This is a genomic window from Mesorhizobium sp. B2-4-1 (assembly GCF_006442185.1).
Taxonomy (GTDB): Bacteria; Pseudomonadota; Alphaproteobacteria; order Rhizobiales; family Rhizobiaceae; genus Mesorhizobium.
In genome coordinates this window covers 175,284-200,884 of record NZ_VFVN01000004.1, presented here as the reverse complement: position 1 = coordinate 200,884, position 25,601 = coordinate 175,284, and the positions used below count along the sequence as shown (strand labels likewise).

Below are 25,601 nucleotides of genomic sequence, written 5' to 3'. Positions count from 1 at the left end.
CGCATCACGCATTCCACAGCCCCTTTTTCTTCATCTCCTCCATCTCACGCGCTGCCCGTTCGCGCAGCCGCGCGTCGCGCAGCAGCTTTTCCACGGCGGAGTCGTCGGACTTGTCGGAGTAGCGGAACTCGCTGTCGGCGTAGCGGTTGATCTCCTGCATGACCATGTCCATCGAGAACGGGCCGCGCAGTTGCTCGATCATCGCTTTCTTCTCGTCATAGCTCTTGTGCATGAAAACCTCTGGTTTTTCGAACCAGTCGTCGGGAAGCTCGATGTCCATGGCGCGCATCTTGATGGCGTCGGTGACGTTCTTGATGGCGCGGCCGGTGAAGCGCGGCTCGGCCTGCTTGATCAGGTGCAGATAGGTGCCGATGTCGGCCATGGTCTTGGGCGCGCCATTCTCCTTCATGTAGCGCTCATGGACCCGGATCAGCCCGTCCTCCCGCGGCTTCTTGTGCTCCTCATAGGCTTCGGCCACGGCGCGCTGGATCTCCTGCGCGGCGTAGAGTTCGTGGTCGCCGAGCGGGATCTTGTGGTTCTTGCCGGCGAGCAGCACGAAAATGTCGATGTAATCGTCACGCGTCTGCGGCCCGTCGACCAGCCAGCGGGCGCCGGCGCGCTGGCGCAGCGCATCGTCGACATTTTCGGGATAGTTGGAGAACATGCCGAACGAGCAGTTGCCGCGCACCACTGTGGCGGCACCGGCGAAGGCGTCCATCAGCACGCCGGTGATCTCCTGCTGGCCGGCCGAGGCGCGGTCGTCGGAACGGCGCGCCGCCACCTGGTCGACGTCGTCGATGGTGCCGAAACCGATGACGCGCGGGTTCAACACATTGTTGATGAACTGGCGGCAGTTCTGGCCGGACTTGCCCTGATAGGACGAGATCTGGTCGACGCCGAAATTCTCGTAGGCGAAGGGATAACCGGCGACCTGGCAGTAACCATTGACGAGACCGGCAATCATCTGGATCAGCGTCGTCTTGCCGGTGCCCGGCGCGCCGTCGCCGATGAAGGTGAACAGGAAGCCGCCGAGCTCGACGAACGGGTTCAGCTCGCGCTCGAAATCATAGGCCATCAACATCTTGGCGAGCTTGACCGACTGATATTTGGCGATGTGGTTGCCGACGACCTCTTCCGGTTTCTTGAAGGTCATCACCAGCGGCCTGGAACGCTTGCCCGGCGCGACGTCGAAGCCGTCGAGCGTGAAATCGTCGGCATCGATGCGGATATGCGCGTTCTCGAACGGGCCGATACCGTCGAAGCGGCCCTTTCGCGACAGCAGCCCATCGATGGCGACGCGGGCGAAGGCGCGCGCCCTGGTCATCAGGTCGGCATCGTCGGATGCACCCGAAATCGCCTTGTCGAGACCGGCCAGGATCGACTTCACCGCGTCCTGCGGCGTGTCGAAGAGGAAATCCGGCTCGGGAATGTCGTTGGGCGCCTCGCCATCGCTGTCGATGAGCTGGAACAGGTAGGAGGACAGGCTGAAGGCGGAAATGTAAGCCGAGGCCGACAGAAGCTTCTTGAAGGTGGTGGCCTCGTCGCCTTCGAGGGGAGCGCGGGTGTTCCTGGCCTGCAGGCTTTCGAGATCCGAGCCTTCGGCGAAAACATCCGATATGGCGAGCGCGAGCGCCGTGCCGCGCCGGGCACGAAACAAAAGTGTGTGCTGCGGGATGGTCAGCAACTGGTCGTCGGGGTGAACGGCGCCGACGGTCTTCGCCAGCTCGACCTCGCGCGTGCGGCGCACCGAACCGACAGAGACGGTGGAGACGAAGCGGCGATTGGTGCCGGCAAGCGCGGTGCCGGAGGAGCTGGACGGGTCTTCCAGCACGACGATGCGGGTGATGAAGCTCTGCGCGGTGGCGCGGTGCTTCTCGATCGCCGCTTCCGGGATGGTGGTCAGGCCGGTATCCATGAAGGTTGCTCCGTGGTGTGACGGTCAGACGTCCGAGATGACCTGCCCATTCGACAGGATGTGAACCTTGTAGCCGGAAAAGATCTTCTGCGCTTCGCCGGCGGCATAGAGCGCCTGGTAGGCCTCGTGCGGGATCAATGCGTGGTTCTCGTAGCTCGACACGCCCTGGCGCGCGGCCTCGAGGTCGTCGGTGTTGATGAAGAACTCCTGCGTCGTCTTCTCGCTTGAAAACAGCCCCCTGCGGCCGGGTTTTTCGCCCTTGGAGTAAACCTCCTGGATGGTCCAGGTCAGCAGCCAGGCGTTCTCCGGCTTGCGCACCTTGGCCAGAACCTCGGTCACCGTAGAATTGTTGTCGGTGATCCCGGCCGAATAGAAGGGGCCGAGCACGACGCGCCGAAGCTGCTTGGGGTGCAGCGGCTCGAAATCCTTGTCGAGGTTGACGGCGATCGTTGCCGGCGACAGCGTATAGGCCGAGTTCTTCTCGGTGAAATCGTCGAAGCGATGGGCAAGCTCGGGATTGAGCAGGCCATCGACTGGCAATGGAATGTCGATCTGGTCGTTGAGCTTGCCATTGCGGTCGACGAGCTGGCGGATCATGTCTTCGGAGGAATCTTCCACCGTCACCATGTAGACCAGCGGCAGGTTGGCGCTGCCGTCGAAGGTCGCCCAATGGACGAGGTAGTAGGGCCGCGCCGTCTTCGGATTGACGGAAACCTTGGCCGTCTGCGCCAGGGTGAAGGGGCCGAAGGTCTGCTCGCTCTTGACGTCCTCGAGATAAAGCCTCTCGGCCATCGACTTCTGCAGCGCTTGGGGGAATTCCTTGTGGCGCAGGATGAAGTCGGCCATCTCCTCGCGCAATTCGTCGGCCAGCGGGATGTTGGCGAGCCGCGTGTCAGCCTGGCGGCGGTCGTTTTCGAGCTCAAGCAGGTTCTGGAACACCGGGAATCCGCTTTCGGCGCGCGAAATGCGGAACGTGTCCATGAAGCCCAGCCGGTTGCGCCAGCAGGAGAACGACTTGTCGAGCCGGGCGATGTATTCCGCGACGATCTTGGCGACGATGCCGTGCCGGTAGAGCGGCGAGCGATCGTCGCGCATGAACACTTCCAGCCCGCTGAGCGCTGCCGTGATTGCCGAGAAATACCGCGCCGCCGCGTCGTTTTCGGAGGTCATGCTATTGGCCATGGCATTGTCGCACCGGTGCGGGCGGCAATTACGACTGCACGTAATTGGCCGAATTGTGCTTCTTCAGCACTTCGTCGAAACGGCGGGCGAAGGCGTCGTCGGCCAGCTTCTTGCGGCGCTGGATGTCGGCGGTGGCCACCATGTTCTTCTCGTGCATCTCGAGCAGGTCGCCAATGTGCTTCTGCGAGGCGGCACCAATGCCGGCCATGGTCTCCTCGGCGGTGTTGTCGACCTGGCTGCCCAGCGTGTTGATCTTGTGGGCGACGTCCTGCTGAGCCGCGGTCTTCAGCGAATCCTCCAGCGCCTTGTAGAGAACGATGCGCTGCTCGGTGTCGATGGTCAGCTTGTTGATCAGGGTCGACTGTGCGGCGATCTGGTTGTTGAGCGAATCGACGAAGGTCTGGAACATCGAGGTGTAGCGCTCCAGCGTCTGGCTCTCGGCCAGCAACTCCTGTTCCTTGGCCTGCTTCTCATTGTATTCCGTGGCGAGCTTGGAACGTTCGCCTTCGAGCTGCGTGCGTTCCTTCTGGCTGGTGGAGGCCGCGATCTTGTTTTCGATGTCGAGCAGCATCGGATTGAGCTCCTCGATGCGCTTCTGCACGGTTTCCAGGTTGGACATGGTGGCCTTGCGGCGCTCGATAACCTGCGACAGGCTGGTCTCGGAGGTCTTGTAGCGCTGGTCGAGGACTTCTTTCTGCGCCTTCAATATGCCGACGATGGTGTCGGACTTGGCCAGCAATTCCTGCAGGTTGCCCGCCAGTGACATGTTACGGACGCGGTCGGTGCGCAGACGCTGCTTGCGTTGGCTGGAGAAGATGCCGATGAAGTTTTCCCAGCCGGTGTAGTTCTTCATGCTCTCGAACTCGGCGCCGAAAACGTTGGTGGCGTCCTCCAGCCCGATGATCAGGTCGGCAATATTGCCTTCCATCACCTTCTGTTGCTTCAGCACGTCTTCGATGCGGGCGTTCTCGATATCGAAATTGGCGTCGCCGATCTTCTTGTCGGCGGTGGCAAGTTTGTCGAGCACGGCGCCGGACTGGTCTATCTTGGTGCGCATGTCCTGGACGACCTGCTTGGTCCTGGCAATTTCGGCATCGAAATTCTGCAATGTCGCCATAAGGGCCTCCCGCTCCGGCATCAGGTCGCTGATTGCGAACAGCGGCGAATATATGTGGGGCTTCAGGGGATTGAAAGACGTGAAGACAGGGGCGCTTCGAAAACAAAAACCTTGCCCACGCCCTTGAAACGCAATCGATCCGCGATCATGGCGAAAGGATCGTTTGGACTACGCGTGGTTCAACTGTCATTGAACTTCAACGTCGGCGGATGTCGGCCAGGCATTCAGTCCCCCGCTGCCACGAATGCCTGAAATCCGACGGAGCATCGAGCGCGGTGAGGACGGTGGCAGCTCGGCGTCCATCGCGGGGACGGAATAATCCTGGCTCAGGGCTTGGGATCGGCCTTCAGATAAGCGATGACATTGGCGATGTCCTCGTCGTTGTTCAGGCCGGCAAAGGCCATCTTGTTACCGGGCACTTTTTGCCGCGGCGCCTTCAGATACTCGGCGAGGTTGGCCTCGTCCCAGACGAGACCGGCGGCGCCTGCACTCTTCATCGCTTCGGAGTAATGGCCGAGGAAGCTCTCGGCACTGCCGGCGGCGCGGCCGACGACACCCATCAGATGCGGGCCGACCTTGTCGCGGTCGCTCGCTGCTTCATGGCAGGCCATGCATCGGTTGAAGACCCTCTTGCCCAGTGCCGGATCGCCGCCGGCATGGGCGGCAAGGACGCCGGCAAGCAGAAAGGCTGCGGCAGACGAAGCGGCTCGAAACATGGCTATCCCCGACGAGTTCTGGCTGGAACGAGAGGACGCAGAATAGGACCGGGGCCTTAACAAACGCTGCATCGTGGCGGGATCGCGAAAGCCGATCGATGGCGGCAAGTGTGGCGGCCGTGATGCCACAGCCCGGTCAAGGCGCGACAAAGCCGATGAAATCGTCGGGGGCGGCGCGACCCATTTCTTCTTCCCAATGGCGACGGCAGAGCGAGACATAGACGTCCTTGCCGATCGCCACCTGCTCCCCCTGCCGAGCGACCTTGCCGTCGCGGCCGAGGCGCACAACCATCGTGGCCTTGCGGCCGCAGCGGCAGATGGTGCGCACTTCGCGCAGCTCATCGGCTATGGCCAGCAAAGCGCGCGAGCCGGAAAACAGCTTGCCCTGGAAATCCGTGCGCAGGCCATAGCACATGACCGGAATGTCGAGCCGGTCGGCGATCCGGGCGAACTGCCAGACCTGCTCCTCCGCGAGGAACTGCGCCTCGTCGACGAAGACGCAATGCACGGCACCGTGCTGATGATGTTCGGCGACGCGGGCGAACAGGTCGTCGCCGTCACGAAACATCTCGGCTTCCGTTTCCAGTCCGATGCGTGACGAAATCAGGCCGGTGTCGCCCTTGCGGTAGTGGCCGGCGACGAACAGCATCGTCGTCATGCCGCGCTCGCGGTAATTGTACGACGCCTGCAGGAGCATCGTCGTCTTGCCCGCATTCATCGTCGCGTAGTGGAAATACAGTTTGGCCATGGCGCCCTTTTAAGCCCACTTGGCCGGGCCCGGGGAAGGCCCCTGGCAGGCCTTCCACCAAAAAAGCCGGCTCGCATGGAAAAAGCGGCTGACGTGTCGCTGATCGGCCAGCCAGCGCCGTTGATCGTGATTGCCTTAATGCTTGAAACCGCACGAGAATGGTGTTTGGCTGACGAAACAAGGCGGGCACAAAAACCGTGACTTCGCCTCGCCAAAGAATCGAAATGGGAGAAAGTTCATGTCGCGTATGAATTCCTTCGTCGCAGGCCTCGGCCTTGCGGCTTTCTTGTCGACGAGCGCTGCCTTCGCCGGGGATCCGGCTAGCTGCAAGGCGGTACGCCTTTCCGATGTCGGATGGACCGATATCCAGGCGACGACCGGCATCGCCTCGGTGCTGCTCACGGCGCTCGGCTACGAGCCGCAGGTAATCCAACTGTCGGTGCCGGTGACGATGGCGTCGCTGAAGAACAAGGACCTCGATGTCTTCCTGGGCAACTGGATGCCGTCGATGACCAACGACATCAAGGACTACACGGCCGACGGTTCGGTGGAGACCATCAGCACGAACCTGACCGGCGCCGGCTACGGCATCGTCGTGCCGACCTATGTGGCGGATGCCGGCGTCAAGACACTCACCGACCTCGGCAAGTTCAAGGACAAGTTCGACGGCAAGATCTACGGCATCGAGGCCGGCAATGACGGCAACCGCATCATCCTCGACATGATCAAGAACCCGAAGGACAATCTCGAAGGCTTCGAACTGGTCGAATCCTCGGAGGCCGGCATGCTGACGCAGGCCGAGCAGTCGATGAAGAACAATGAGTGGATCGCCTTCCTCGGCTGGACGCCGCACCCGGTGATGGGCGCCATGAAGATCACCTATCTCGACGGCATGGGCGACAGCGGCTTCGGTGCCGCCACCGTCCACACCAATGTGCGCAAGGGCTACACCACCGAGTGCCCGAACGCCGGCAAGCTCATTGCCAACCTCAAGTTCAACCTGGACATGGAAGGCCAGTTGATGGACGCCATCCTCAAGGGCGGCGACGCCCAGACTGTCGCCACCGACTGGCTGAAGAAAAATCCGGATGCCGTGACACCCTGGATCGCCGGCGTGACCACCTTCGACGGCGGCGATGCGGCAGCGGCCATCAAGACCGCACTGGGGAGCTGAGCCGACTGACTTCGGCATGCACGCGTGAGAACAAAAGGGCAGCCACTGGAAAAGGCTGCCCTTTTTCATATGCTGTGAGAAGATGACGTGACGACAGCGGACACCGCGGCAAAGCGATGCCGGTAGGAGAGGGGGCAAGATGGATCCGATTTCCAAATTCCTGGTCAGCTACAAGATTCCCATCGGCCCATGGGGCAAGGCGTTCTTCGGGTTTCTCACCGACAATTTCGACACCGTCTTCAGGGCCTTTTCCAACGGCCTGAACTTCATCCTCGACGGCCTGGTCGACCTCCTGCTGGTGGTGCCGCCGGTGCTGCTGGCGCTCATCATCGCCATCATTGCCTGGCTGCTGCAGCGTTCGCGCCCGCTCGCGATCGGCGTCTTCCTCGGGCTGATCTTCATCATCAACCAGAACCTGTGGAAACAGACGGTGCAGACGCTGGTGCTGGTCGTGGCCGCCGCCGCCATGGCAATGGCCATCGGCGTGCCGCTCGGCATCTGGGCGGCGCACAAGCCGAAGGTCTACCGCTTCATGCTGCCGGTGCTCGACCTGATGCAGACGCTGCCGACCTTCGTCTACCTGATCCCGGTGCTGACCCTGTTCGGCCTTGGCAACGCGCCCGGCCTCATCGTCACCATCATCTTCGTCATCCCGACCGCGGTCCGGCTCACGCATCTCGGCGTCGTCTCCGTGCCCAAGTCGATCATCGAGGCCGGCGAGGCCTTCGGCGCCACCAGGAGCCAGCTGCTGTGGAAGGTCGAACTGCCCTCGGCGCTGCCCACCATCATGGCGGGCCTGACCCAGTCGATCATGCTGTCGCTGTCGATGGTGGTGTTCGCAGCGCTGATCGGCGCCGGCGGGCTCGGCACCGAGATCAACCGCGCGCTCGGTTCGCGCCGCATCGATCTCGGCCTCGAGGCCGGGCTCGCCATTGTCGTGCTCGCCATCGTGCTCGACCGCATGACCCGCATTGGCGTTGGAGGCAAGAAATGACCGTCGCCGTCGATTTCAGGAACGTCGATATCGTCTTCGGCGCCGACCAGGCGGGTTCGCTGGCGCTCATCGACAAGGGCGCGACGCGCGCCGAGATCCTCGAGCAGACCGGCAATGTGCTCGGTTGTGCCGGCGCCAGCCTTACCGTGCATGAGGGCGAGATTTCCGTCCTCATGGGTCTGTCCGGCTCGGGCAAGTCGACACTGCTGAGAGCGGTCAATCGCCTGAACGTCGTCTCGCGCGGCCAGGTTCTGGTCAAGGATGGCGACCGCACCGTCGATGTCGTCACCTGCGACGAGGCTACCTTGCGGCGCCTGCGGCAGAAGCAGGTTGCGATGGTGTTCCAGCAGTTCGGCCTGCTGCCGTGGCGGACGGTGGAAGAGAATGTCGGGCTTGGCCTCGAACTTGCCGGCGTGCCGGATGCCGAGCGCAAGGAGCGCGTCCACAGGCAGCTCAAGCTGGTCAATCTCGAGCAGTGGTCGAAGAAATACGCGCATGAGCTTTCGGGTGGCATGCAGCAGCGCGTCGGGTTGGCGCGCGCCTTCGCCACCGAGGCGCCGATCCTTCTGATGGACGAGCCGTTCTCGGCGCTCGACCCGCTGATCCGCACCAAGCTGCAAGACGAGTTGCTGCAGCTGCAGGCCGAACTGAAGAAGACTATCATCTTCGTCAGCCACGACCTCGAGGAAGCGCTGAAGATCGGCAGCCACATCACAATCATGGAGGGCGGACGCATCGTGCAGACCGGCGCGGCGGAGGACATCGTGCTCAAGCCCGCTAACGATTATGTCCGCGACTTCATCGCCAATGTGAATCCGCTGTCGGTGCTCACCGCCTGGAACGTGATGCGCGATCGCCGCGATCTCGAACAGGGCAAGGACGGCTGGGTGTGGCTCGACCGGCGCAAGACGACGCGCTTCAAGATCGACGACCATGGCCTCGTGGCGGCGGCTGAGCGTGACGGCAAGCCGGCGGTATGGGTGTCCTGCGCCGAGGTCGAAGGCCAGCCCGAGGAAGCGGCCCAGGTGTTCTGGGCCAATCCCGGAACGTCGCTGAAGACCGTGATGCTGGCCATGCACCGGTCGCAGACTGCGCCCGTGGCGCTGTTCGATGACCAGTCGCGCTTCGTCGGCGCGATCGGCATCAGGGACGTGCTGAGCGCGGTGCTGCGGCGGTAATCCCTCAGTCGCGTCTCAAGTCGCCAGCGGCAGACGCAGCTCCGTCAGCAGGCCGCCGTCCGGATGGTTGGACAGGCGGATCTCGCCGCCGGCGGCACGCGCGATGTTGCGGGCGATCGTGAGGCCGAGGCCGAGGCCGCCGGTCTGGCGGTTGCGGGACTGTTCCAGGCGCACGAAAGATCCGAACACGGCGTCGATCTGGGCTTGCGGAATACCCGGCCCTTCGTCGCGTATGGCCAGCGTGATCATGTCGCCCGACCGGTACAGGCTGAGATGCGCCTTCTTGCCGTAGGTGACTGCATTTTGCACAAGATTGGTGACGCAGCGCTTGAGCGCGACCGGCCGCGCCATGCAGATCAGACCGCGCGAGCGCGTATCATCATTGTCGAAGGAGACCTCGGCGTAGCCGTCGGCGATCGATTCCACCAGCGACCAGAAGTCGATGCGCTCGCTCTTTTCCTCGTTCACCTCGAAGGTGGCAAAGTCGATCACCGAGCTGGCGATGCTCTCGACATCGGCGAGATCGTGCGCCAGCGCCTCGCGAACCGCCGACTTGCGCAACAGTTCCAGGCGCAGCCGCATCCTGGTCATCGGCGTGCGCAGGTCGTGCGCCAGCGCGGCGGCCAGGTGCTCACGGTCCTCGACATATTCACGCAGTCTCGCCTGCATGGCGTTGATCGCCTTGGCGGCGGCGCGCACCTCGCGGCTGCCGCTTTCGGCGATCGGCGGGCTCTTGAGGTCATTGCCGATCCGGTTCACGGCGGTTTCCATCATTCGGTAGGGCGCGGTCAGCCGGCGCAGCGACCAGATCGACATGATCACCACCAGCCCCGCTATCAGCGAATAGAGCGGCAGGCTGTCGAAGCTCAGGATCGGGCCGACCGGCGTGATCGGCTCGGTGAAGTTCAGCCATTGGCCGTCGGCGAAGCGCAGCGAGGCGGTCAGCTTGTCACTCTGGGCGAAATTCGCCGCCAGCACCAGGAGATCGCGTTCCACCTGGCCGACGTCCCTGTTCATGACCTCGCCACCGGGGCTGTCGGATTCCTGCGTCGCCGGATCGCGCCGGACGCGCGCGTCGGTGACGCCGAACTTCGACAGCCGTCCAACGAGAATGTCTTCCAGCTCGGCGAGTTCATCGTCGCCGGCGATCGACGAGGTGACCGCGGGGGTGTCTGAGACCGTGAGAGCGTAGGTGGCGTTGAACAGGCCGGATGCGGTCGCCTTGCGCTCCTCGGGCGTGGCGGCATGCATCAGCTGCACCAGCGAATAGGCGCGGTCGTTGAGGCGGTAGAGATCGACCACGTCATTGGCGGCCGCGCGGTCGCGCGACACGATGTAGAGCGTCGCGACCTGACTGATCAACAGGCCGGCAATGACGATCAGCAGCACCCACACAGGCAGGGTCTGCGGCAGGAAACGTCTCATTCGGAAGTCGTTTCGGGGAGGAACTGATAGCCGCCGCTGCGCACCGTCAGGATCAGCTTGGGCGTCTTGGGGTCATCTTCCATCTTGCGCCGCAGCCGGCTGACCAGGATGTCGATGCTGCGGTCGAAGGAATAATCGCTATCGCCGCCGGAGAGTTCGATGAGCTGGTCGCGGGTCAGCACGCGCTGTGCGCTCTTGACGAAGGTCTGCAACAGATTGAACTCCGCCATGGTCAGTTCGACCCTGACATCGTCGGGCGCGGTCAGCCGGCGCCGCGAACAATCCATCGTCCAGCCGGCGAAGCGGTAGATCTGCTTCGATGTGACGCGTTTGGGCTCGGGGGCACCGTTGCGCCGCAGCACGGCGCGTATGCGGGCCAGCAATTCGCGGGGGTCGAAAGGTTTGGGCACATAGTCGTCGGCGCCCATCTCGAGGCCAACCACGCGGTCTGTCGTCTCGGTGACGGCGGTCAACATGATGATCGGCGTCGAATACTGGGCCCGGACGTCACGGCACAGTTCCAGCCCGCTCCTGCCGGGCAGCATGACGTCGAGCACGATGAGATCGACCTGTGCACGGCGCAGGATCGTTTCCATCTCGGTGCCGTCGGCGGCAACCGATGTGTGCAGGCCGCGCTTCTGGAAGAACTCCTGCAGCAGGTCGCGAATGCCCTTGTCGTCGTCGACGATCAGTATGTGTGCGTCGGATTTCACGGGGATCCTGTCTTCGTTGACCTGCCAAGCCGGCAGGCGGCCACCCACACGATAGAATTCGGGCCATATGTTGGCCAGTGCCTTGGATTTCAAGGCAAGGTAAATCTGGCAATCTCCACACCGAATGCGCTGGAGGCCTCCCGCCGGGGCGCACAGACACAATCCAGAAACAAAATTCTATAATCGGGAAAAACTCCTGAAAAACTAGGCCGGCATAACGGTGCCGTGGCGGTCAGGTCATTTGGCCGCGACGCAAGTCTCCGGGTTCACGGATTAACCGATGCCAAGGTTGTCGATCAGTTTGTTGGGTGCGTTGATGGGCATTTCGCTCGTCACAGCCGCTGCTGGACAATCGGATGCAAAAGTGACGCCCACCACCCGGACCGAGCGGTGTGCCAATCTCAGCCACCAATTCGATGAAGCCCTCGAAACCCATGCCGCGGCAACGCAGGTCACCGCGGCAAAGGCACTTCAGAGAAAGGGCAACCGGTACTGCGCCGCCAAGAAACAGGCACAGGGTATCCGGATGCTCGCCAACGCTTTGAAGTTGCTGGGGGTGACACCGAACGACCCGGTTCAGTGACACTCGAAACCCGACCCGCATGAAAAGGAAATGAAGCCATGAAAAAGTCCATCCTCTCCGCCACCGGTCTCGCCGTTGCTCTCGCCTTCGCCATGCCGGCTCTCGGCAACGCCGCTGCCACCACGACCGCCGCTCCGGCTGCTTCCTCGACGACCACCGCTCCGGCGACCACGACCGCCAAGCCTCCGGTGAAGAAGGTCGTTGCCAAGAAGCACAAGAAGGCGAAGAAGACTGTCAAGAAGACCGACAAGAAGGTCGCTCCGAAGGCTTAATCCAGGTCGGGCACACTGCCTGCCTTATGACAAGGCCGCTCCAGTCGCGTTTTGCTGGAGCGGCCTTCTTCCTGTCCGAAAAAGCCGAAGGCCGTGTATCGGCAGTGAAGCGAACGGACAGGTCCGAACGATGTGGCCGAAGCCGGCGCCGGCGGCTTTGTCTCGATCGGCCTTAACCCGATTGCAAGGCCGGCGCCGTAGGACAATCCGCATGAAGAGGCGGCTTTCGTCCATTCTGCGCTCGATCGTGTTCGGCAGCCTGGTCGCCACCGGCGCCGCCCGGCTTATGATCCTGTTCACCGCCAGTCCCGTGCCGGATCCGGCCAGCGGCCGCACCGAGCCGTCACTGTTCGCGCCTGTGATTTCCACCGACTGGGATTACATCACGCCCGCGCAGACCTGGCTGCTCATCGCACTTGCCAGCGTGACGCTGATCTGCGTCGTCGCCTGGCCGGTCGCATCCTGGATGGAACGCCGGTCGGATGCTGCCGGAAACTTGCCCTCCCGGAGCGGCTTCGGCCGCCAGGGCCGTTGAACCGCGGGCCGCACTTCCCACATAGCTCTGTGATTGGACGCTCGCTTTCGCCCGTGCGAAAATAGGGGCGTAGCCGAGGCTCGCGCAATTGCCGGTTCCCATGCCTGAAATCACGACAAAACCCCGTACGCAGACCCTACCCAAGACCGAGCGGCCGAAGCTCTACAAGGTCATCCTGCTCAATGACGATTTCACGCCGCGTGAATTCGTGGTGACGGTGCTGAAGGGCGAGTTCAAGCTCAGCGAAGACCAGGCGCATCGGGTGATGATCACGGCGCATCGGCGCGGCGTCTGCGTCGTCGCCGTCTTCACCAAGGACGTCGCCGAGACAAAGGCGACACGGGCCACCGACGCCGGCAAGGCCAAGGGCTATCCGCTGATGTTCACGACGGAGCCGGAAGAGTAGAGCAGGTTTCTTCCCTTCTCCCACAAGGGGAGGAGGGAAAATGCTCCTATCGTCCTTCGCGGTACCACATCGAACCCATCGCCAGCAGCAGCAGGCCGAGGCCGAGAAAGCCGCCGAACAGCGGAACGCGCGAGACCGCCTTGAGCACGCTGTCGTCGGTGGTGCGCAGGCCGATCCAGTCGGCGCCGGACGCTTCTCCCGAGGACCGTACGGGGACGATCGAGGGCAAGGTCACGTCGCCGCCTCCAAGGGTCGATCCCGCAAGCCTGCGAACGCTGCCGCCGGTGGCTTCGGCGGGAGCCTTCAGCCGGTCCTGCGTGGAAACGACGTCGGCGAATTCGGGTGCGTTGACCGGCCCGACATGGGCGAGCGCGGTAAGGTCGCCATTGCCGACCTGGTAAAGGCCGATCTCGGAGGTCTGGGCGCTGCCCAGGAAGACACCGGGTTCGGATTTCTCGAGCTTGACGGTAATGGTCTTGCCGGAGGGCGTAATGATCTGGGCCGGGCCGGGGTCGTCGGCCATGGTCTGGCGGCGGATTTCCAGCACCATGCCGCGCCCGTCGGCGGTCAGCCGTTCCTCCTCGAGCTCTGGCTCCTTCATCAGCCAGTGGGCGATGCGGCGGTAGAGCTGGACATGCGGGCCGCCGCCTTCGAAGCCGCGCGCCCACAGCCAGCCCTGGTCGGACAGAAGCATGCCGACGCGGCCTTCTCCCTTGCGGTCGAGCAGGAGCAGCGGCCGGTTGTCGGCCCCCTTCATCACCACCTCGCCTTCGGGATTCTGCACGCCTATGGTGCGGAACCAGCGGCTCCAGTGCGGCGGCTCGCTGGCAGAACCGTCGAGACCGCGCGTCACCGGATGGCGCTGGCCGATGTCGGTGAGGCGTGGGTAGAACGCCTTGTCGACGACCTCGCCGGTCGGCATCGCCGGCAGCGCCGACATCAGCGGCGTGCGCGCGATCGAGCTTTCACCGGCATATTCGGGTCCGGCCGCAATCAGCAGCGCGCCGCCTTTTTCGACATATTCGGAGATGTAGTCGTAATAGAGGATCGGCAGCACGTCGCGGTGCTGGTAGCGGTCGAAGATGATCAGGTCGAAATCCTTGATCTTCTCGACGAACAGTTCCCGCGTCGGGAAGGCGATCAGCGACAATTCGTTGATCGGCGTGCCGTCCTGCTTCTCCGGTGGCCGCAGGATGGTGAAATGGACGAGATCGACCGAGGCGTCGGATTTCAACAGATTGCGCCAGGTGCGCTCGCCCGCATGCGGCTCGCCAGAGACGAGCAGCACGCGCAGGTTCTCGCGAATGCCGTCGACCAGCGCGATGGCGCGGTTGTTGGTGTCGGTGAGCTCGCCCGGCTCGCGATCGATGGCGAGTTCGATGATGTTGCGCCCAGCGCCGGGAATGGTCACGTGCAGCGGCATGGCCTGGCCGACGGTGGCATGCTCGACAGCGACCTGCTCGCCATTGACCGAAACGCGCACATCGACCGGCCCGGTCTCGTTGCTGGTTGAAATGACGCGATAGGTCATATCGAGCGGCTTGCCGACGAGGGCGAAGCGGGGCGCGTTCTCGAAACGTATGCGGCGATCCTTCTCGTGGTCGTTGCCGGTGATCAAGGCGTGCAGCGGGGCATTGAAATCAGGCGCGCCGGCGGGTGCGTCATGCACTTCGCCATCGGTGATCATGACGGCGCCGCCGATGCGTGAGGGCGGCACGTCGCGGAAGGCGTTTTCGAGCGCGCCGAACAGCCGCGTTTCCGTGCGTTCCTCGGCGGCTTCCGACTTGCCGGCCTCGACGACGCGGACGTCGAACTGCTTGAAGCGGCCGAGGCGCTGCTCAAGCCCGGCCAGCGCCTCGTCGGTCTGTTTGGTCCGTTCACCGATGTCCTGGCTCTGGCTCCGGTCGACGATCAGGGCAACCACGCTTTGCTGCGGCTCGCGCTCCTCGTTGAGGAACACCGGATTGAAGAGAGCGGCGGCGAGCGCCAGCAATGCGACGAGGCGCAGGACCGCGCCGCGCTGGCGAAACCACAGGCCGACGGCCGCGAGCAGGGCCAGCGGCACCAGCACAAGGGCCAGCAGCGGCCAGGAGATCAGCGGTTCGAAGGAGATCGACCAGTTCATGCCTTACCCTCCCCCTTGCAGGGAGCGCCGATCCGGGGAGCGAGCGCAAGAAGGAGCGTCATCTTACTGGCCCAACCGTTCAAGCAATATGGGCACGTGCACCTGGTCGGATTTGTAGTTGCCGGTCAGCATGTACATCATGATGTTGACCCCGGCGCGCAACGCATAGATGCGCTGCATCGGGTCGTTGGGCACGGTCGGCAGCAGCGGGTCGCCATTCTCGTCGACGGCCCAGGCGCCGGCGAAATCATTGGCGGTGATCATGATCGGCGAGACGCCGTCACCGGTACGCACCGGCCGGTTTTCGGCATTGCTGGCGTCGAGCGATGCCTCGACCCAGAGCGGGCTGCCGGCGAAGCGGCCGGGGAATTCGGGCAGGATAAAGAAGGATTTGGTAAGCACATGATCCGACGGCACCGGCTCCAGCGGCGGCACGTTGAGGTTGCCGAGGATGTCGCGCAGCCGCTCGGTGGCGGGGCTGGTCGAGTCGGCGCCGATGCCGTTGGCGAACTGGTCGCGCGTGTCGAACAGCACGGTGCCGCCCTGCTGCATATAGGCATCGATACGGGCAATCGCGGCCTGGCTGGGCATGGCTGCGGCCGGATCGATCGGCCAATAGATGAGGGGAAAGAACGAAAGCTCGTCCTTGGAGATGTCGACGCCGGCCGGCGCGCCCGGCTCGAGCGCGGTCTTCTCGATGAGGAAGCGGGTCAGGCCCTCGAGCCCGGCGCGACTGATCGAATCGTCGCCGGGCACGCCGGTCAGCACATAGGCGATCCGGGTCTTGGAGATGTCCTCTATGGCGGCGGTGTCGCCAGGCTTGGCATCGTCGGCGCGCGCGGGGCCGACATGGCCGAACAGCGCGCCGAGCCCGATCAGAATGGCCGCCATGGTGGTTACGGCCGCAGCGCGGCGCGGCCTGCGCGTCAACAGGCCGCCCATCCAGAACACCGCCAGCGTATCGAGCACCATCAGCGCCAGCGCGGCGGCCACCAGCGCGCCCTTCAAATTGCGCGATTCGTCAAAGGCATACTGAATTGTGGTGACCGGGACAGTGATTTGCGGGCGCGCCAGCGGCGCAAGCGTGCTTGTCGCATCGAGCAAATTGTGGGCGAAAACGCCGGCTTCCGAGCCATAGAGGCCGGGCGGGTTTTCGAAGGTCACCGGCAGTGTACCGGCGCCCGGCACCAGCGGGCGCGCATCCGGCGTCGGCGGCACCAGCATTCCGTCGGCCGCTATCATGCGGTAGGGCGCCAGCGAGGTGGCGGCGGCTTCGGCATTGGCGATGGCGGCTCCCTGGTTGCGCGACAGCTGCACGATGCGGCGCAGCATCTCGACGAAGCTGCCTGAGATCGGCAGGTTCGACCAGGTTGCTTCGGGCGTGACGTGGAACAGCACGAGCGTGCCCTTGCCCTTCTTCAGGCCGGTGACCAGAGGCGTGCCGTCGGCAAGCGCTGCCCAGGTGCGCTCGACGATATCGGGCGTCGGTTCGGCCAGCACCTGCCTGGAAACGGTCACCTCGGTCGGCGGCGCCAGATCGGCGAAGGGGCCAGCCTTGGGGAATTCGGTGACCGGCTGCGGCGTGGTCCATGACAATGCGCCGCCGAGCGAGCGTTCGCCGGTGCGCAGACGCACCGGCAGCAGGTCGTCGTCATTGCCGGCGGCCGCCAGCCGCGACCCGGCGAAACGCACCAGGGTGCCGCCCTTTTCAACCCAGTCGACGAGCCTTGGCCTGATCTGTGCGGGAATGGTGCCGATATCGGCCATGACGATCATCGCCGGCTTCTGGTCGAGGATCTGCGGAATGGCGTCGGCCAGGTCGGCGCTGGAAGGTTCGACCAGGTCGGCGAAGGGCTGGAGCGCGCGCCTGATATAGTAGAGCGGCGATAGCAGCGGCTGCGCCTGGTCGGCCTCGGCCTGCGACAGGAGCCCGACACGGCGGCGCTTGGAGCTTTCGTCCAGCACGCGCACCGCGCCCGCCTGACGCTCGCCGTCGAGCGCGATCGAGGCGAAATCGTTGCGCAACTCGAACGGCACCGCCATGGTGCCGGTGGCGGTTGATTGGCCGGGTGCGAAAGTCAGCGTCGCATCGGCGATGCGGCGGCCCTTGTCGTCGAAGGCGCCGGCGGTGACTTGCGCCGGGGCCGCATCGCCGGGCGCGCGGATGGCGGTGAGGGCAAAACCGTCGACGTCGTTCTCGGCGCCTGTCAGGCCGGTCAGCGACATCCGGTCGGCAACGGCCCACACGACGCGGGCGGCGTTTTTGGACAGGAGCGTGTTGAAGGCGGCCTCGTCGCCCTTCGCCGCCAGTCCGTCGGCCAGCACGGCGACGCTGGCGCCCGGCAGGCGCTCCAGGGCGGCGGCGACGCGGGCGTAGACCGCCGGCCGGTCGGTCGGGATCGGCCGCGGCTTTGCCGCGCGCAGGCGGTCGAGCGCCGCGGCCGCATCGAAGGGGCCGATCTCGGCATTGGGTTTTTCGGCGGTGAAGGCGATGATGACCGGCACGCCGTTCGAACCGGCGTCGGCGATCAGCCGCTCGGCGGTTGCGATGCGCTTGTTCCAGTCGGCGGCGCTTGCCCAGCCATTGTCGACGACCAGCGCCAGGGCCGCGCCCTCGGCCGGCAGTTTCTCGCGCGGATTGAAGACCGGTTCGGCAAGGGCGGCGACGATGAGCGCCGCCATCAGCAGCCTGAGCAGCGTCAGCCACCAGGGGCTCTGCTGCGGGGTTTCCTCGCGCTTCAGCACGCGCGCCAGGATCTTCAGCGGCGGAAACACCTCGGTCTGCGGCCTGGGCGGGGTCAGCCTGAGCAGCCACCAGATCACCGGCAGCGCCAAAAGACCCCACAGCAGCATGGGCGCGCCAAAGGAAAGCGGCAGCCAGCTCATGCGACGGCCTTTCCTGGCTGATCGCCACCAGCGATCATGCCGCCGCGATCGCCAGCGATCGGCCTGGGCTGATCGCCACCAGCGATCATGCCGGCGCGGCCAACAGCGGTCAGCCCGGGCTGACCGCCATCCGTCATCGCCATGTGCAGGCGTACCAGGGCGTCGGAAGCCAGCCGATCGGTGTGGTTGACGGTGAAGCTCCAGCCGAGCCGTTTGCACCAACTGGCCAGTTCCTGGCGTCGGGCGCCATAGAGCAGGCGATACTCATCGGCCAGCATCTCGGCGCGGCCGGCGGTCAGCTTCTCGCCGCTCTCCGGGTCGGTGAATTCGGTGCGGCCGGCATAGGGGAATGTCTCCTCGGCCGGGTCGGCGACCTCGATCAGATGCGCGCGCACGCCATGGCGGGCGAGCACGTCGAGCCAGGCCATCGTTTCCTCGACCGGGTCGAGGAAATCACTGGCGATGACGATGTCGCAGAAGCGGCGGATGCCGGAGAGATCGGGTTTGGCCGGCAAGTCGCCGGCATGCATGAGCTGGGCGGCGATGCGCTCGGCGCCGTTGCGGGCGGTGAACGGATCGGTAAGGCCGGGCCAGGCGATGCGCTCACCGCTGCGCGACAGCAGCTCGGCCATGGCCAGCGCCAGCACCAGGCCGCGCGATTGCTTGGAAACGGCGGCACCGGTCGATTTGTAGAGCATGGACGGCGAGGGGTCGGCCCACAGCCACACCGTATGGGCCGCTTCCCATTCGCGGTCGCGCACATAGGTGTGGTCGTCGCGGGCCGAGCGGCGCCAGTCGATGCGCGAGGAATCGCCTTCGACATAGGGCCGGAACTGCCAGAAATTCTCGCCGATGCCGCGCTTGCGGCGGCCATGCCAGCCGGCGATCACGGTGTTGACGATGCGGCGCGCCTCGACCAGCAGGTCGGGCACGAGCGAAGCCCGCAACCGGCCGCGGGCGAGCGCATCGCGCGTCGCTGCCGGAGCCTGGAGCTCGCCGATGCGCGCCATCAAATCCCTTTCACGAGCTTGGCCACCACATCGCGCACGCTGGTGCCTTCGGCGCGGGCGGCGAAGGTCAGCGCCATGCGGTGCTGGAGCACCGGCTCGGCCAGAGCACGCACATCGTCGACCGACGGCGCCAGCCGCCCATCATAGAGCGCGCGCGCCCTCGTGCACAGCATCAGTGCCTGGCTGGCGCGGGGACCCGGGCCCCAGGCGACATGCCTGTCGGTTTCGGCGTTGCCCTGGCCGGGGCGCGCCGAGCGCACCAGGGCCAGGATCGCCTCGACCACGCTTTCAGGCACCGGCATGCGGCGGATCAGCGTCTGGATATCCCTCAGCCGCGCCGGCTGCAGCACATTCTGTGCCTTCGCGTCCTCGACCCCAGTGGTTTCCAAAAGGATGCGGCGCTCGGCCTCGAGTTCGGGATAGAGGATGTCGACCTGCATCAAAAAACGGTCGAGCTGTGCCTCGGGCAGCGGGTAGGTGCCTTCCTGTTCCAGCGGGTTTTGCGTCGCGAGCACATGGAAAGGCGAGGGCAGGTCGTGGCGGGCACCGGCAATGGTGACGTGATACTCCTGCATGGCCTGCAGCAGCGCCGACTGGGTGCGCGGCGAGGCGCGGTTGATCTCGTCGGCCATCAGCAACTGCGCGAAGATCGGCCCGGAAATGAAGCGGAAGGAGCGCTTGCCGAATTCGTCCTGCTCCATCACCTCGGAGCCGAGAATGTCCGAGGGCATCAGGTCGGGGGTGAACTGGATGCGGCGCGAATCGAGGCCGAGCACGATGCCCAGCGTCTCGACCAGCTTGGTCTTGGCGAGGCCCGGCACGCCGACCAGCAGCGCGTGGCCGCCGGCCAGAAGCGCCACCAGAGCGCGTTCGACGACACTTTCCTGGCCGAAGATGATGCGACCGACCCCGTCGCGGACCCTAGAAATGTCGGCCAGCGCCTTCTCGGCCTCGGCGATCATGTCTTTTTCGCTGATCGGGCTTTCCTTGACCATCACGCTCATGCAGCATCGATCCTTGTGGTTGGAAATACCAGCTTGACGCAGAATGCCGCGATTCGGCTCCGTCTGGCGCCTGCCTTCAAATTTAAATCACAGAGTTAGGCTGACAAGCGCAACAACAGTGACTATTTCGTGACGATGGCAGAGGGCTCCGAACAAAGACAGCAAAGCCTGGCGGCCGCGACCGAGGCGCGCGGCCTCGAGGCGCTGATCTCGCGTGCGGCCCGCGCCGGCAAGGGGCCGGCCCCGGTGGAGCGCTGGAATCCCGACTTCTGCGGCGATTTGGATATGGAAATCAAAGCTGACGGCACCTGGTTCTATCTCGGCACGCCGATCGGCCGCATGCCGCTGGTGCAGCTTTTTTCCTCGGTGCTGCGCAAGGACGCGGACGGCAGGACCTATCTGGTGACGCCGCTGGAAAAGGTCGGCATCCGCGTCGCCGACGCACCCTTCATCGCCGTCGAGATGGATGTCTCGGGCAGCGGCGAGGGCCAGATCATCACGTTCCGCACCAATGTCGGCGACGTCGTCGAGGCCGGACCGGAGCGGCCGCTGCGCTTCGTCGACGAGCACGAGACCGGCGGGCTGAAGCCTTATGTGCTGGTGCGCGGGCGGCTGGAGGCGCTGGTGGCGCGGCCGGTGATGTACGAACTGGTCGAGCATGGCGAGGAGATCGAGATCGGCGGCAGGTTGATGTTTGCCGTTCGTTCGAAAGGCCAGGCCTATCCGATCATGCCGGCCGACAGGCTGAGGCAGCTGAGCGCGTGACGGACAGTTCATGATGGACCAGGTGACGCCGACGCCCTTTTCCATTGCCGATTTGCGCGCGCGCTTTGCCGCGCAGCCGCAGGCGCATGCCGGCGACGACTATGGCGATCATCGCTTCAATCCAGGCCATCCCCGCCTCCACCGGGCGAAACCGCTGCGCGATGCGGCGGTGCTGATCCCGATCGTCGATCACCAGGGCGATGCCACGGTTCTTCTGACCAAGCGGGCCGAGACGCTGCGCAACCATTCCGGGCAGGTGGCCTTTCCCGGCGGGACGATCGATGCGACCGACGCCAGTCCGGAAGCGGCGGCGCTGCGCGAGGCTTTCGAGGAGATCGGCCTTGGCCGGGACCATATCGAGGTCATCGGCCGCATGCCCGATTATGTCGCGGGCAGCGGTTACAGGATCGCGCCGGTGCTGGGCATCGTGCGGCCGCCTTTCCAGCTGACGCTCAATGCCGAGGAGGTCGACTTGGCCTTCGAAGTGCCGCTGCGCTTCCTCATGGATCCGGCCAACCACATCAGGGACAGCCGCATTTGGAACGATCTCGAATGGTTCTTCTACGATATGCCCTATGGCGACCGGCGCATCTGGGGCGTCACCGCCGGCATCATCCGCACGCTCTATGAAAGGCTCTATGCGTGAAGGTCTCGATCGCTGACAGGGCCGACTGGCTCGGCGACAAGCATCTGCAGCGCCTGCTTGCCATTCTGGCGAGCGGCGGCGAGGCAGCGCGGGTCGCCGGCGGCGCGGTGCGCAACACGCTGATCGGCCAGCCCGTCGCCGACATCGACATCGCCACCACCTGCCTGCCGCAGGAGACAATCCGCCGCGCCGAGGCGGCGAGGTTCAAGACGGTTCCGACCGGCATCGAGCACGGCACGATCACCGTGATTGCCGGCGGCAAGCCTTATGAAATCACCACGCTGCGCGCGGATATCGAGACCGACGGCCGCCGCGCCAAGGTGTCGTTCGGGCGAGACTGGAAGCTTGATGCCGAGCGGCGCGACTTCACCATCAACGCGCTCTACGCGGAAGCCGACGGCACGGTCGTCGATCTGGTCGGCGGCGTCGCCGACATAGAGGGGCGCCGGCTGCGCTTCATCGGCGATCCGGAAGCGCGTATCCGCGAGGACTATCTGCGTATCCTGCGCTTTTTCCGCTTCTTCGCCTGGTATGGCGAAGGCCGGCCGGACGCCGAGGGGCTGAAGGCTTGCGCCCGGCTGAAGGGAGGGCTCGTGCAGCTCTCGGCCGAGCGCGTCTGGTCCGAACTCAAGAAGCTGTTGTCGGCGGCCGATCCGTCCCGCGCGCTGTTGTGGATGCGGCAGGCAAGCGTTTTGACCAGCGTGCTGCCGGAAAGCGAGAAATGGGGCATCGACGCGATCCACGGCCTGGCCAGAGCCGAGAAGGATCTGGGCTGGACCGCGGACCCGCTGCTCAGGCTGGAGGCGATCGTGCCGCCGGATGCGGCGCGCATGAAGACGCAGGCCGAGCGGCTGAGACTGTCGACGGCGGAAGCAAACCGTTTGCGCGACTGGGCGCTTACGCCGGGAATCGAGCCGAAAACGACCGAAGGCGAACTGGCCAAGACGCTCTACCGCGGCGACCGGCAGGGGGTCGTCGACCGGCTTCGCCTGTCACTCGCAGCGGCACGGGTGCGCGCGGTGGACCAGACCGATGCGCTCATCGAGGCAGGCGGCTTTTCCCGACTTCTCGCCTTCGCATTGAGATGGGAAAGGCCCGTGTTTCCGCTCAAGGGCGCCGATCTGACGGCGATCGGGGGGATGCCCGGGCCAAAACTCGGCGCGATCCTCAGGAATCTCGAAGTGGAATGGGTCGATGCCGGGTTTGGGCCCGATCGCGACGCGCTGCTCAAGCGCGCCGCGCAGGCCCTGAAGGCCGGATAGAGCATTCGTCAACGCAATCCGGCGGAAATCGCCGCGATTTCCGGAACTTGCTCCAAATCAGGCCGCGTCGCGGACCTTCTCGATGCGCGAGCGGATCGCTTCGATCATCGTTTCGCGGATGATCGTCTCGCCATGCGTCTCGCGCATATGTTCGACGGCACGGCGCATGACCTCGGCTTCCTCCTCGGCGCGCGTGTGCCATTCACAACCTGGAACGAGCGAGCCGCAGTGGAATTCCTTCATGGGATTTCTCCTTTTCCTCCATGGAGTCCGGTCGACCGTCCTGCAAAAGGCGGCAGGGACTCCGCATCTTCTTGGCACGTTGTCCGACCCTAAGACCGGTTGGACCGCAAGCGGGTGAAACCATAACACAGATGGGGTGGCATTGATTGCCGTCAACGGCAAAAAAGGCGGAGCAGCGCTGCTCCGCCCTCTTACGCCAGCCCTATGGGCAGGTCATCACTTCATGATCTTGACTGCCTCAGCAACCTTATCCTTGCCGCTCATGTCCCATGAAACTCTGACCTTCTCGCCGACCTTCAGGCCAGGATCCTTGAAGGTCCGGGGAAGCGTAAAAGACGATCCATTGTCGAGAACCAGGCTTTTGGCCCCCGTATCAAAGGTCTTGATCGTGCCGGTGGTGTGCTTGACGGCGGCGAATGCCACCGAACCGGAAGCAAGAAGGGCAGCCGCTGCGGCCGAAACAATGATCTTGCGCATTGCGAAGTACTCCTGGAAAGCGCGGGCACCCTTTTGGCAGAGGTGTCCCGCATCGTCCTGGGCCGTCCGGTTGCGTCGAGTCGCGATCCGCTTCGTTCTGACGCAATTCCGAACGGAGCACCGCTCTGCACTCCTGGAATTGCGCAGGCGAACCGCCGGCGCTTCCCGACCCGTCCCGACAAATAGCCCAGTCTTTTCCGAAGCCTATTAGACGAAAAAGAAACTTTGCGACGGCTCCCGCGCCACATTCGATGCCCATTTCGAAGCGAATGGGACATCAATGCGGCTCACGGCGCGCTCACCATCTTTTTACGGCCAGCGGGCCTCCGGCGGCAGGCTGGAGAGGATCGAGGCGACATTGCCGCCGGTTTTCAGGCCGAAAATGGTGCCGCGATCATGAAGCAGGTTGAACTCGACATAACGGCCGCGGCGGATGAGCTGTTCGTCGCGGTCGCCATCGGTCCAGTTCTCGTTGAAATTGCCTCGCACGAGATGGCCATAGACGACGAGAAAAGCGCGCCCGACATCCTGGACGAAGTTGAAGTCGGCATTCCAGCCGCCTTTGTCCTCGCCCGAATGCAGCCAGTCGAAAAAGATGCCGCCGGTGCCGCGCGGCTCGTTGCGATGCGGAAGGAAGAAATACTCGTCGCACCAGGCCTTGAATTTCGCATGGTCGGCGACGCCGGCATTCTTCTCGCAGGCGAACTGCATGGCGCGGTGGAAGGCTGTCGTGTCGGGGTCGTCCTGTGTGCGGCGCCGGTCGAGCACCGGGGTGAGGTCGGCGCCGCCGCCGAACCAATGGCGCGAGGTGACGACCATGCGCGTATTCATGTGCACGGCCGGAACGTTGGGGTTCCAAGGGTGCGCGATCAGCGAAATGCCGGATGCCCAGAAGCGCGGGTCCTCCTCGGCGCCGGGCATCTGCTTCCTGAATTCGGGCGAGAACTCGCCGTAAACCGTCGAGGTGTGGACGCCAACCTTCTCGAAGACTCGGCCGTGCATCATCGACATGGTTCCGCCACCACCCTTGCCGGAATCACGCTCCCACGGCGTCCTTTCGAACCGGCCCGGCGACCACGAAGCGAGCGGGCCCTGGAGATCCTGCTCGATCTGCTCGAAGGCGCCGCAGATGCGTTCTCGCAGCGCCTCGAACCACAGCCGTGCCTTCATCTTCTTTTCTTCGATGTCGGCGGGCAGGCCAACCGGTATTTCAGGTCGTTCCAAGTGCTGTCTCCGGTTTCGGGGCGGCCGGCCCCTACAAATGACTCGTCTTTTGCCGGCGCGATCCCTAATCTCTTAGGGGAAAGGGTCAAGTCTGATCTGATCGGAGCAAGGAGACCTTCGTGCGCACCCCGGCAAGACCGCCGCTGGATGGCCTGAAGAAAAAGCTCGATCAAAGCCGGGCTGAACGTGCGCGCATGCCGCGCGACGGATTTTTGCGCGAAACCTTCGTCCTGCCGCGTTCGGACGCCCGCCTGAAGGCAAAGGAATGGTTCGAGCGCTTCCCCAAGCAGGCCTACTGGACCGAGATCGAAAGCTGGTTCGAACGGCCGGGCGATTTGATCGAATTCACCATAAGGCGCCTGCCGGCGGCGGATTAGAATTCCTCGCCCTGTTTACGGGGACAACCCAATACAGGCGTCGCCCCTTGTATCCGCCTTCACTACGCTCAGGCACCTTCTCTCCGTGAACCGAGAGAAGGAAGAACCAGCCTTCTCGCCCCTGTTCCTTCCCTGGCCAGCCGGTCATCCTTGTTGCGGAGCGGACATTTGTCGATCGACATGCAGCCGCAGCCGATGCAGTCGGTCAGCCCGTCGCGCAATTTCTTCAATTGACCGATCTTGCGGTCGAGCCCGTCGCGCCAGGCGGTCGACAGCAGGCTCCAGTCGTCGCGCGTCGGGGTGCGGCCCTCGGGCAGGGATTGAAGCGCCGTCGCTATCTCGGCCAGCGAAATGCCGACCTCCTGCGCGATCTTGATGATGGCAACGCGCCTCAGCACGTCGCGGCCGTAGCGGCGCTGGTTGCCTGACGTGCGGTGGCTGCGGATCAGGCCGCGAGCTTCGTAGAAATGCAGCGCCGACACCGCGACACCGCTGCGCGCGGCCACTTGGCCAACCGTTAATTCCGCTGCTGGCGCCATCTCGCACTTTTCCGCTTGACCTCAAGTTAAGTTGAGCTTGTAGCGAAGAAGCCATCGACATGCAAACGACAGGAGATGGCGATGT

27 protein-coding genes are annotated in these 25,601 nt (G+C 64.3%); 12 read left to right on the top strand and 15 right to left on the bottom strand.

The window, feature by feature from the left end; translation table 11 throughout:
* Nucleotides 1–4: 4 nt before the first annotated feature.
* The 5 genes from FJ949_RS12665 to FJ949_RS12645 all read right to left on the bottom strand — a co-directional run bounded on the left by FJ949_RS12665 (nt 5) and on the right by FJ949_RS12645 (nt 5,678).
* Nucleotides 5–1,915 (bottom strand): ATP-binding protein, encoded by a 1,911-nt coding sequence (locus FJ949_RS12665; protein ID WP_140496066.1) that lies wholly within the window; start codon nt 1,913–1,915, stop codon nt 5–7.
* Nucleotides 1,916–1,939: 24 nt separating this feature from the next.
* Nucleotides 1,940–3,085: a hypothetical protein gene (locus FJ949_RS12660; protein ID WP_140496065.1), complete on the bottom strand. Its 1,146-nt coding sequence runs from the start codon at nt 3,083–3,085 to the stop codon at nt 1,940–1,942.
* Nucleotides 3,086–3,125: 40 nt separating this feature from the next.
* Entirely contained in the window at nt 3,126–4,214 is a 1,089-nt protein-coding gene (locus FJ949_RS12655; RefSeq protein WP_140496064.1) for a hypothetical protein, read from the bottom strand.
* Nucleotides 4,215–4,540: 326 nt separating this feature from the next.
* Nucleotides 4,541–4,930: a cytochrome c family protein gene (locus FJ949_RS12650; RefSeq protein ID WP_140496063.1), complete on the bottom strand. Its 390-nt coding sequence runs from the start codon at nt 4,928–4,930 to the stop codon at nt 4,541–4,543.
* Nucleotides 4,931–5,066: 136 nt separating this feature from the next.
* Nucleotides 5,067–5,678, bottom strand: coding sequence for a thymidine kinase (locus FJ949_RS12645; protein ID WP_140496062.1), 612 nt, complete (start codon nt 5,676–5,678; stop codon nt 5,067–5,069).
* A 75-nt stretch (nt 5,679–5,753) separates the two neighbouring features.
* Here FJ949_RS12645 and FJ949_RS30995 point away from each other — a divergent pair, with 75 nt between their 5' ends.
* The 4 genes from FJ949_RS30995 (at nt 5,754) to choV (ending at nt 9,024) form a co-directional block, all read left to right on the top strand.
* Nucleotides 5,754–5,879: a hypothetical protein gene (locus FJ949_RS30995; protein WP_263483040.1), complete on the top strand. Its 126-nt coding sequence runs from the start codon at nt 5,754–5,756 to the stop codon at nt 5,877–5,879.
* A 37-nt stretch (nt 5,880–5,916) separates the two neighbouring features.
* Nucleotides 5,917–6,852 (top strand): choline ABC transporter substrate-binding protein, encoded by a 936-nt coding sequence (locus tag FJ949_RS12640; RefSeq protein ID WP_140496061.1) that lies wholly within the window; start codon nt 5,917–5,919, stop codon nt 6,850–6,852.
* Nucleotides 6,853–6,991: 139 nt separating this feature from the next.
* Nucleotides 6,992–7,846 (top strand): choline ABC transporter permease subunit, encoded by an 855-nt coding sequence (choW, locus tag FJ949_RS12635; protein WP_140496060.1) that lies wholly within the window; start codon nt 6,992–6,994, stop codon nt 7,844–7,846.
* Nucleotides 7,843–9,024, top strand: a complete 1,182-nt coding sequence (gene choV, locus FJ949_RS12630; RefSeq protein WP_140496059.1) for a choline ABC transporter ATP-binding protein — start codon at nt 7,843–7,845, stop codon at nt 9,022–9,024. Before choW ends, choV begins: the two co-directional genes overlap by 4 nt.
* A gap of 15 nt (nt 9,025–9,039) precedes the next feature.
* Here choV and FJ949_RS12625 read toward each other — a convergent pair whose 3' ends face one another.
* Nucleotides 9,040–10,449: an ATP-binding protein gene (locus FJ949_RS12625; protein ID WP_140496058.1), complete on the bottom strand. Its 1,410-nt coding sequence runs from the start codon at nt 10,447–10,449 to the stop codon at nt 9,040–9,042.
* Complete coding sequence (locus FJ949_RS12620; protein ID WP_140496057.1) at nt 10,446–11,162, bottom strand: response regulator transcription factor; 717 nt, start codon at nt 11,160–11,162, stop codon at nt 10,446–10,448. Before FJ949_RS12620 ends, FJ949_RS12625 begins: the two co-directional genes overlap by 4 nt.
* 280 nt (nt 11,163–11,442) lie before the next feature.
* Here FJ949_RS12620 and FJ949_RS12615 point away from each other — a divergent pair, with 280 nt between their 5' ends.
* The 4 genes from FJ949_RS12615 (at nt 11,443) to clpS (ending at nt 12,958) form a co-directional block, all read left to right on the top strand.
* Complete coding sequence (locus FJ949_RS12615) at nt 11,443–11,745, top strand: hypothetical protein (RefSeq protein WP_140496056.1); 303 nt, start codon at nt 11,443–11,445, stop codon at nt 11,743–11,745.
* Nucleotides 11,746–11,783: 38 nt separating this feature from the next.
* Nucleotides 11,784–12,017 carry a hypothetical protein gene (locus FJ949_RS12610; protein ID WP_140496055.1) on the top strand — a complete coding sequence of 78 codons (234 nt, stop codon included), beginning with the start codon at nt 11,784–11,786 and terminating at the stop codon, nt 12,015–12,017.
* 211 nt (nt 12,018–12,228) lie between these two features.
* Nucleotides 12,229–12,552: a hypothetical protein gene (locus FJ949_RS12605; protein WP_140496054.1), complete on the top strand. Its 324-nt coding sequence runs from the start codon at nt 12,229–12,231 to the stop codon at nt 12,550–12,552.
* Between the two features lie 100 nt (nt 12,553–12,652).
* On the top strand, nt 12,653–12,958 hold the full coding sequence (gene clpS / locus FJ949_RS12600) for an ATP-dependent Clp protease adapter ClpS (RefSeq protein ID WP_140496053.1): 306 nt from the start codon (nt 12,653–12,655) through the stop codon (nt 12,956–12,958).
* Between the two features lie 46 nt (nt 12,959–13,004).
* On the opposite strand, the gene FJ949_RS12595 is transcribed toward clpS, so the two are convergent.
* From FJ949_RS12595 to FJ949_RS12580, 4 genes are all read right to left on the bottom strand, one after another.
* Nucleotides 13,005–15,083, bottom strand: a complete 2,079-nt coding sequence (locus FJ949_RS12595) for a hypothetical protein (RefSeq protein ID WP_140496052.1) — start codon at nt 15,081–15,083, stop codon at nt 13,005–13,007.
* 63 nt (nt 15,084–15,146) lie between these two features.
* On the bottom strand, nt 15,147–17,969 hold the full coding sequence (locus FJ949_RS12590; RefSeq protein ID WP_140496051.1) for a DUF4159 domain-containing protein: 2,823 nt from the start codon (nt 17,967–17,969) through the stop codon (nt 15,147–15,149).
* Complete coding sequence (locus tag FJ949_RS12585; protein WP_140496050.1) at nt 17,966–18,979, bottom strand: DUF58 domain-containing protein; 1,014 nt, start codon at nt 18,977–18,979, stop codon at nt 17,966–17,968. The genes FJ949_RS12590 and FJ949_RS12585 overlap by 4 nt, the downstream gene beginning before the upstream one ends.
* Complete coding sequence (locus FJ949_RS12580; protein WP_140496049.1) at nt 18,979–19,983, bottom strand: MoxR family ATPase; 1,005 nt, start codon at nt 19,981–19,983, stop codon at nt 18,979–18,981. The genes FJ949_RS12585 and FJ949_RS12580 overlap by 1 nt, the downstream gene beginning before the upstream one ends.
* A 135-nt stretch (nt 19,984–20,118) precedes the next feature.
* Here FJ949_RS12580 and FJ949_RS12575 point away from each other — a divergent pair, with 135 nt between their 5' ends.
* The 3 genes from FJ949_RS12575 to FJ949_RS12565 are packed head-to-tail and all read left to right on the top strand — an operon-like array spanning nt 20,119 to nt 22,656.
* Nucleotides 20,119–20,748 (top strand): DUF1285 domain-containing protein, encoded by a 630-nt coding sequence (locus FJ949_RS12575; protein ID WP_140496436.1) that lies wholly within the window; start codon nt 20,119–20,121, stop codon nt 20,746–20,748.
* 13 nt (nt 20,749–20,761) lie between these two features.
* Nucleotides 20,762–21,394 carry a CoA pyrophosphatase gene (locus FJ949_RS12570; protein WP_140496434.1) on the top strand — a complete coding sequence of 211 codons (633 nt, stop codon included), beginning with the start codon at nt 20,762–20,764 and terminating at the stop codon, nt 21,392–21,394.
* A complete protein-coding gene (locus FJ949_RS12565; protein WP_140496048.1) occupies nt 21,391–22,656 on the top strand; it encodes a CCA tRNA nucleotidyltransferase in 1,266 nt (421 codons plus the stop codon). The genes FJ949_RS12570 and FJ949_RS12565 overlap by 4 nt, the downstream gene beginning before the upstream one ends.
* Before the next feature lie 57 nt (nt 22,657–22,713).
* Here the strand turns inward: FJ949_RS12565 and FJ949_RS12560 are convergent, their stop codons facing one another.
* The 3 genes from FJ949_RS12560 to hemF form a co-directional block, all read right to left on the bottom strand.
* Nucleotides 22,714–22,899 (bottom strand): DUF1059 domain-containing protein, encoded by a 186-nt coding sequence (locus FJ949_RS12560; RefSeq protein WP_140496047.1) that lies wholly within the window; start codon nt 22,897–22,899, stop codon nt 22,714–22,716.
* A gap of 216 nt (nt 22,900–23,115) precedes the next feature.
* Nucleotides 23,116–23,376: a DUF1344 domain-containing protein gene (locus FJ949_RS12555; RefSeq protein WP_140496046.1), complete on the bottom strand. Its 261-nt coding sequence runs from the start codon at nt 23,374–23,376 to the stop codon at nt 23,116–23,118.
* 309 nt (nt 23,377–23,685) lie between these two features.
* A complete protein-coding gene (gene hemF, locus FJ949_RS12550) occupies nt 23,686–24,600 on the bottom strand; it encodes an oxygen-dependent coproporphyrinogen oxidase (protein ID WP_140496045.1) in 915 nt (304 codons plus the stop codon).
* Nucleotides 24,601–24,719: 119 nt separating this feature from the next.
* Between hemF and FJ949_RS12545 the strand changes: the two genes are divergently transcribed.
* Nucleotides 24,720–24,977 carry a hypothetical protein gene (locus tag FJ949_RS12545; RefSeq protein WP_140496044.1) on the top strand — a complete coding sequence of 86 codons (258 nt, stop codon included), beginning with the start codon at nt 24,720–24,722 and terminating at the stop codon, nt 24,975–24,977.
* A gap of 68 nt (nt 24,978–25,045) precedes the next feature.
* Here the strand turns inward: FJ949_RS12545 and soxR are convergent, their stop codons facing one another.
* On the bottom strand, nt 25,046–25,516 hold the full coding sequence (soxR, locus tag FJ949_RS12540; protein WP_140496043.1) for a redox-sensitive transcriptional activator SoxR: 471 nt from the start codon (nt 25,514–25,516) through the stop codon (nt 25,046–25,048).
* Nucleotides 25,517–25,601: the final 85 nt, after the last annotated feature.

Coding starts and splice junctions, on each gene's coding strand:
- FJ949_RS12665 (WP_140496066.1), bottom strand. CDS start 1,915: ATGGATACCGGCCTGACCACCATCCCGGAAGCGGCGATCGAGAAGCAC.
- FJ949_RS12660 (WP_140496065.1), bottom strand. CDS start 3,085: ATGACCTCCGAAAACGACGCGGCGGCGCGGTATTTCTCGGCAATCACG.
- FJ949_RS12655 (WP_140496064.1), bottom strand. CDS start 4,214: ATGGCGACATTGCAGAATTTCGATGCCGAAATTGCCAGGACCAAGCAG.
- FJ949_RS12650 (WP_140496063.1), bottom strand. CDS start 4,930: ATGTTTCGAGCCGCTTCGTCTGCCGCAGCCTTTCTGCTTGCCGGCGTC.
- FJ949_RS12645 (WP_140496062.1), bottom strand. CDS start 5,678: ATGGCCAAACTGTATTTCCACTACGCGACGATGAATGCGGGCAAGACG.
- FJ949_RS30995 (WP_263483040.1), top strand. CDS start 5,754: ATGGAAAAAGCGGCTGACGTGTCGCTGATCGGCCAGCCAGCGCCGTTG.
- FJ949_RS12640 (WP_140496061.1), top strand. CDS start 5,917: ATGTCGCGTATGAATTCCTTCGTCGCAGGCCTCGGCCTTGCGGCTTTC.
- choW (WP_140496060.1), top strand. CDS start 6,992: ATGGATCCGATTTCCAAATTCCTGGTCAGCTACAAGATTCCCATCGGC.
- choV (WP_140496059.1), top strand. CDS start 7,843: ATGACCGTCGCCGTCGATTTCAGGAACGTCGATATCGTCTTCGGCGCC.
- FJ949_RS12625 (WP_140496058.1), bottom strand. CDS start 10,449: ATGAGACGTTTCCTGCCGCAGACCCTGCCTGTGTGGGTGCTGCTGATC.
- FJ949_RS12615 (WP_140496056.1), top strand. CDS start 11,443: ATGCCAAGGTTGTCGATCAGTTTGTTGGGTGCGTTGATGGGCATTTCG.
- FJ949_RS12610 (WP_140496055.1), top strand. CDS start 11,784: ATGAAAAAGTCCATCCTCTCCGCCACCGGTCTCGCCGTTGCTCTCGCC.
- FJ949_RS12605 (WP_140496054.1), top strand. CDS start 12,229: ATGAAGAGGCGGCTTTCGTCCATTCTGCGCTCGATCGTGTTCGGCAGC.
- clpS (WP_140496053.1), top strand. CDS start 12,653: ATGCCTGAAATCACGACAAAACCCCGTACGCAGACCCTACCCAAGACC.
- FJ949_RS12595 (WP_140496052.1), bottom strand. CDS start 15,083: ATGAACTGGTCGATCTCCTTCGAACCGCTGATCTCCTGGCCGCTGCTG.
- FJ949_RS12590 (WP_140496051.1), bottom strand. CDS start 17,969: ATGAGCTGGCTGCCGCTTTCCTTTGGCGCGCCCATGCTGCTGTGGGGT.
- FJ949_RS12585 (WP_140496050.1), bottom strand. CDS start 18,979: ATGGCGCGCATCGGCGAGCTCCAGGCTCCGGCAGCGACGCGCGATGCG.
- FJ949_RS12580 (WP_140496049.1), bottom strand. CDS start 19,983: ATGAGCGTGATGGTCAAGGAAAGCCCGATCAGCGAAAAAGACATGATC.
- FJ949_RS12575 (WP_140496436.1), top strand. CDS start 20,119: ATGGCAGAGGGCTCCGAACAAAGACAGCAAAGCCTGGCGGCCGCGACC.
- FJ949_RS12570 (WP_140496434.1), top strand. CDS start 20,762: ATGGACCAGGTGACGCCGACGCCCTTTTCCATTGCCGATTTGCGCGCG.
- FJ949_RS12560 (WP_140496047.1), bottom strand. CDS start 22,899: ATGAAGGAATTCCACTGCGGCTCGCTCGTTCCAGGTTGTGAATGGCAC.
- FJ949_RS12555 (WP_140496046.1), bottom strand. CDS start 23,376: ATGCGCAAGATCATTGTTTCGGCCGCAGCGGCTGCCCTTCTTGCTTCC.
- soxR (WP_140496043.1), bottom strand. CDS start 25,516: ATGGCGCCAGCAGCGGAATTAACGGTTGGCCAAGTGGCCGCGCGCAGC.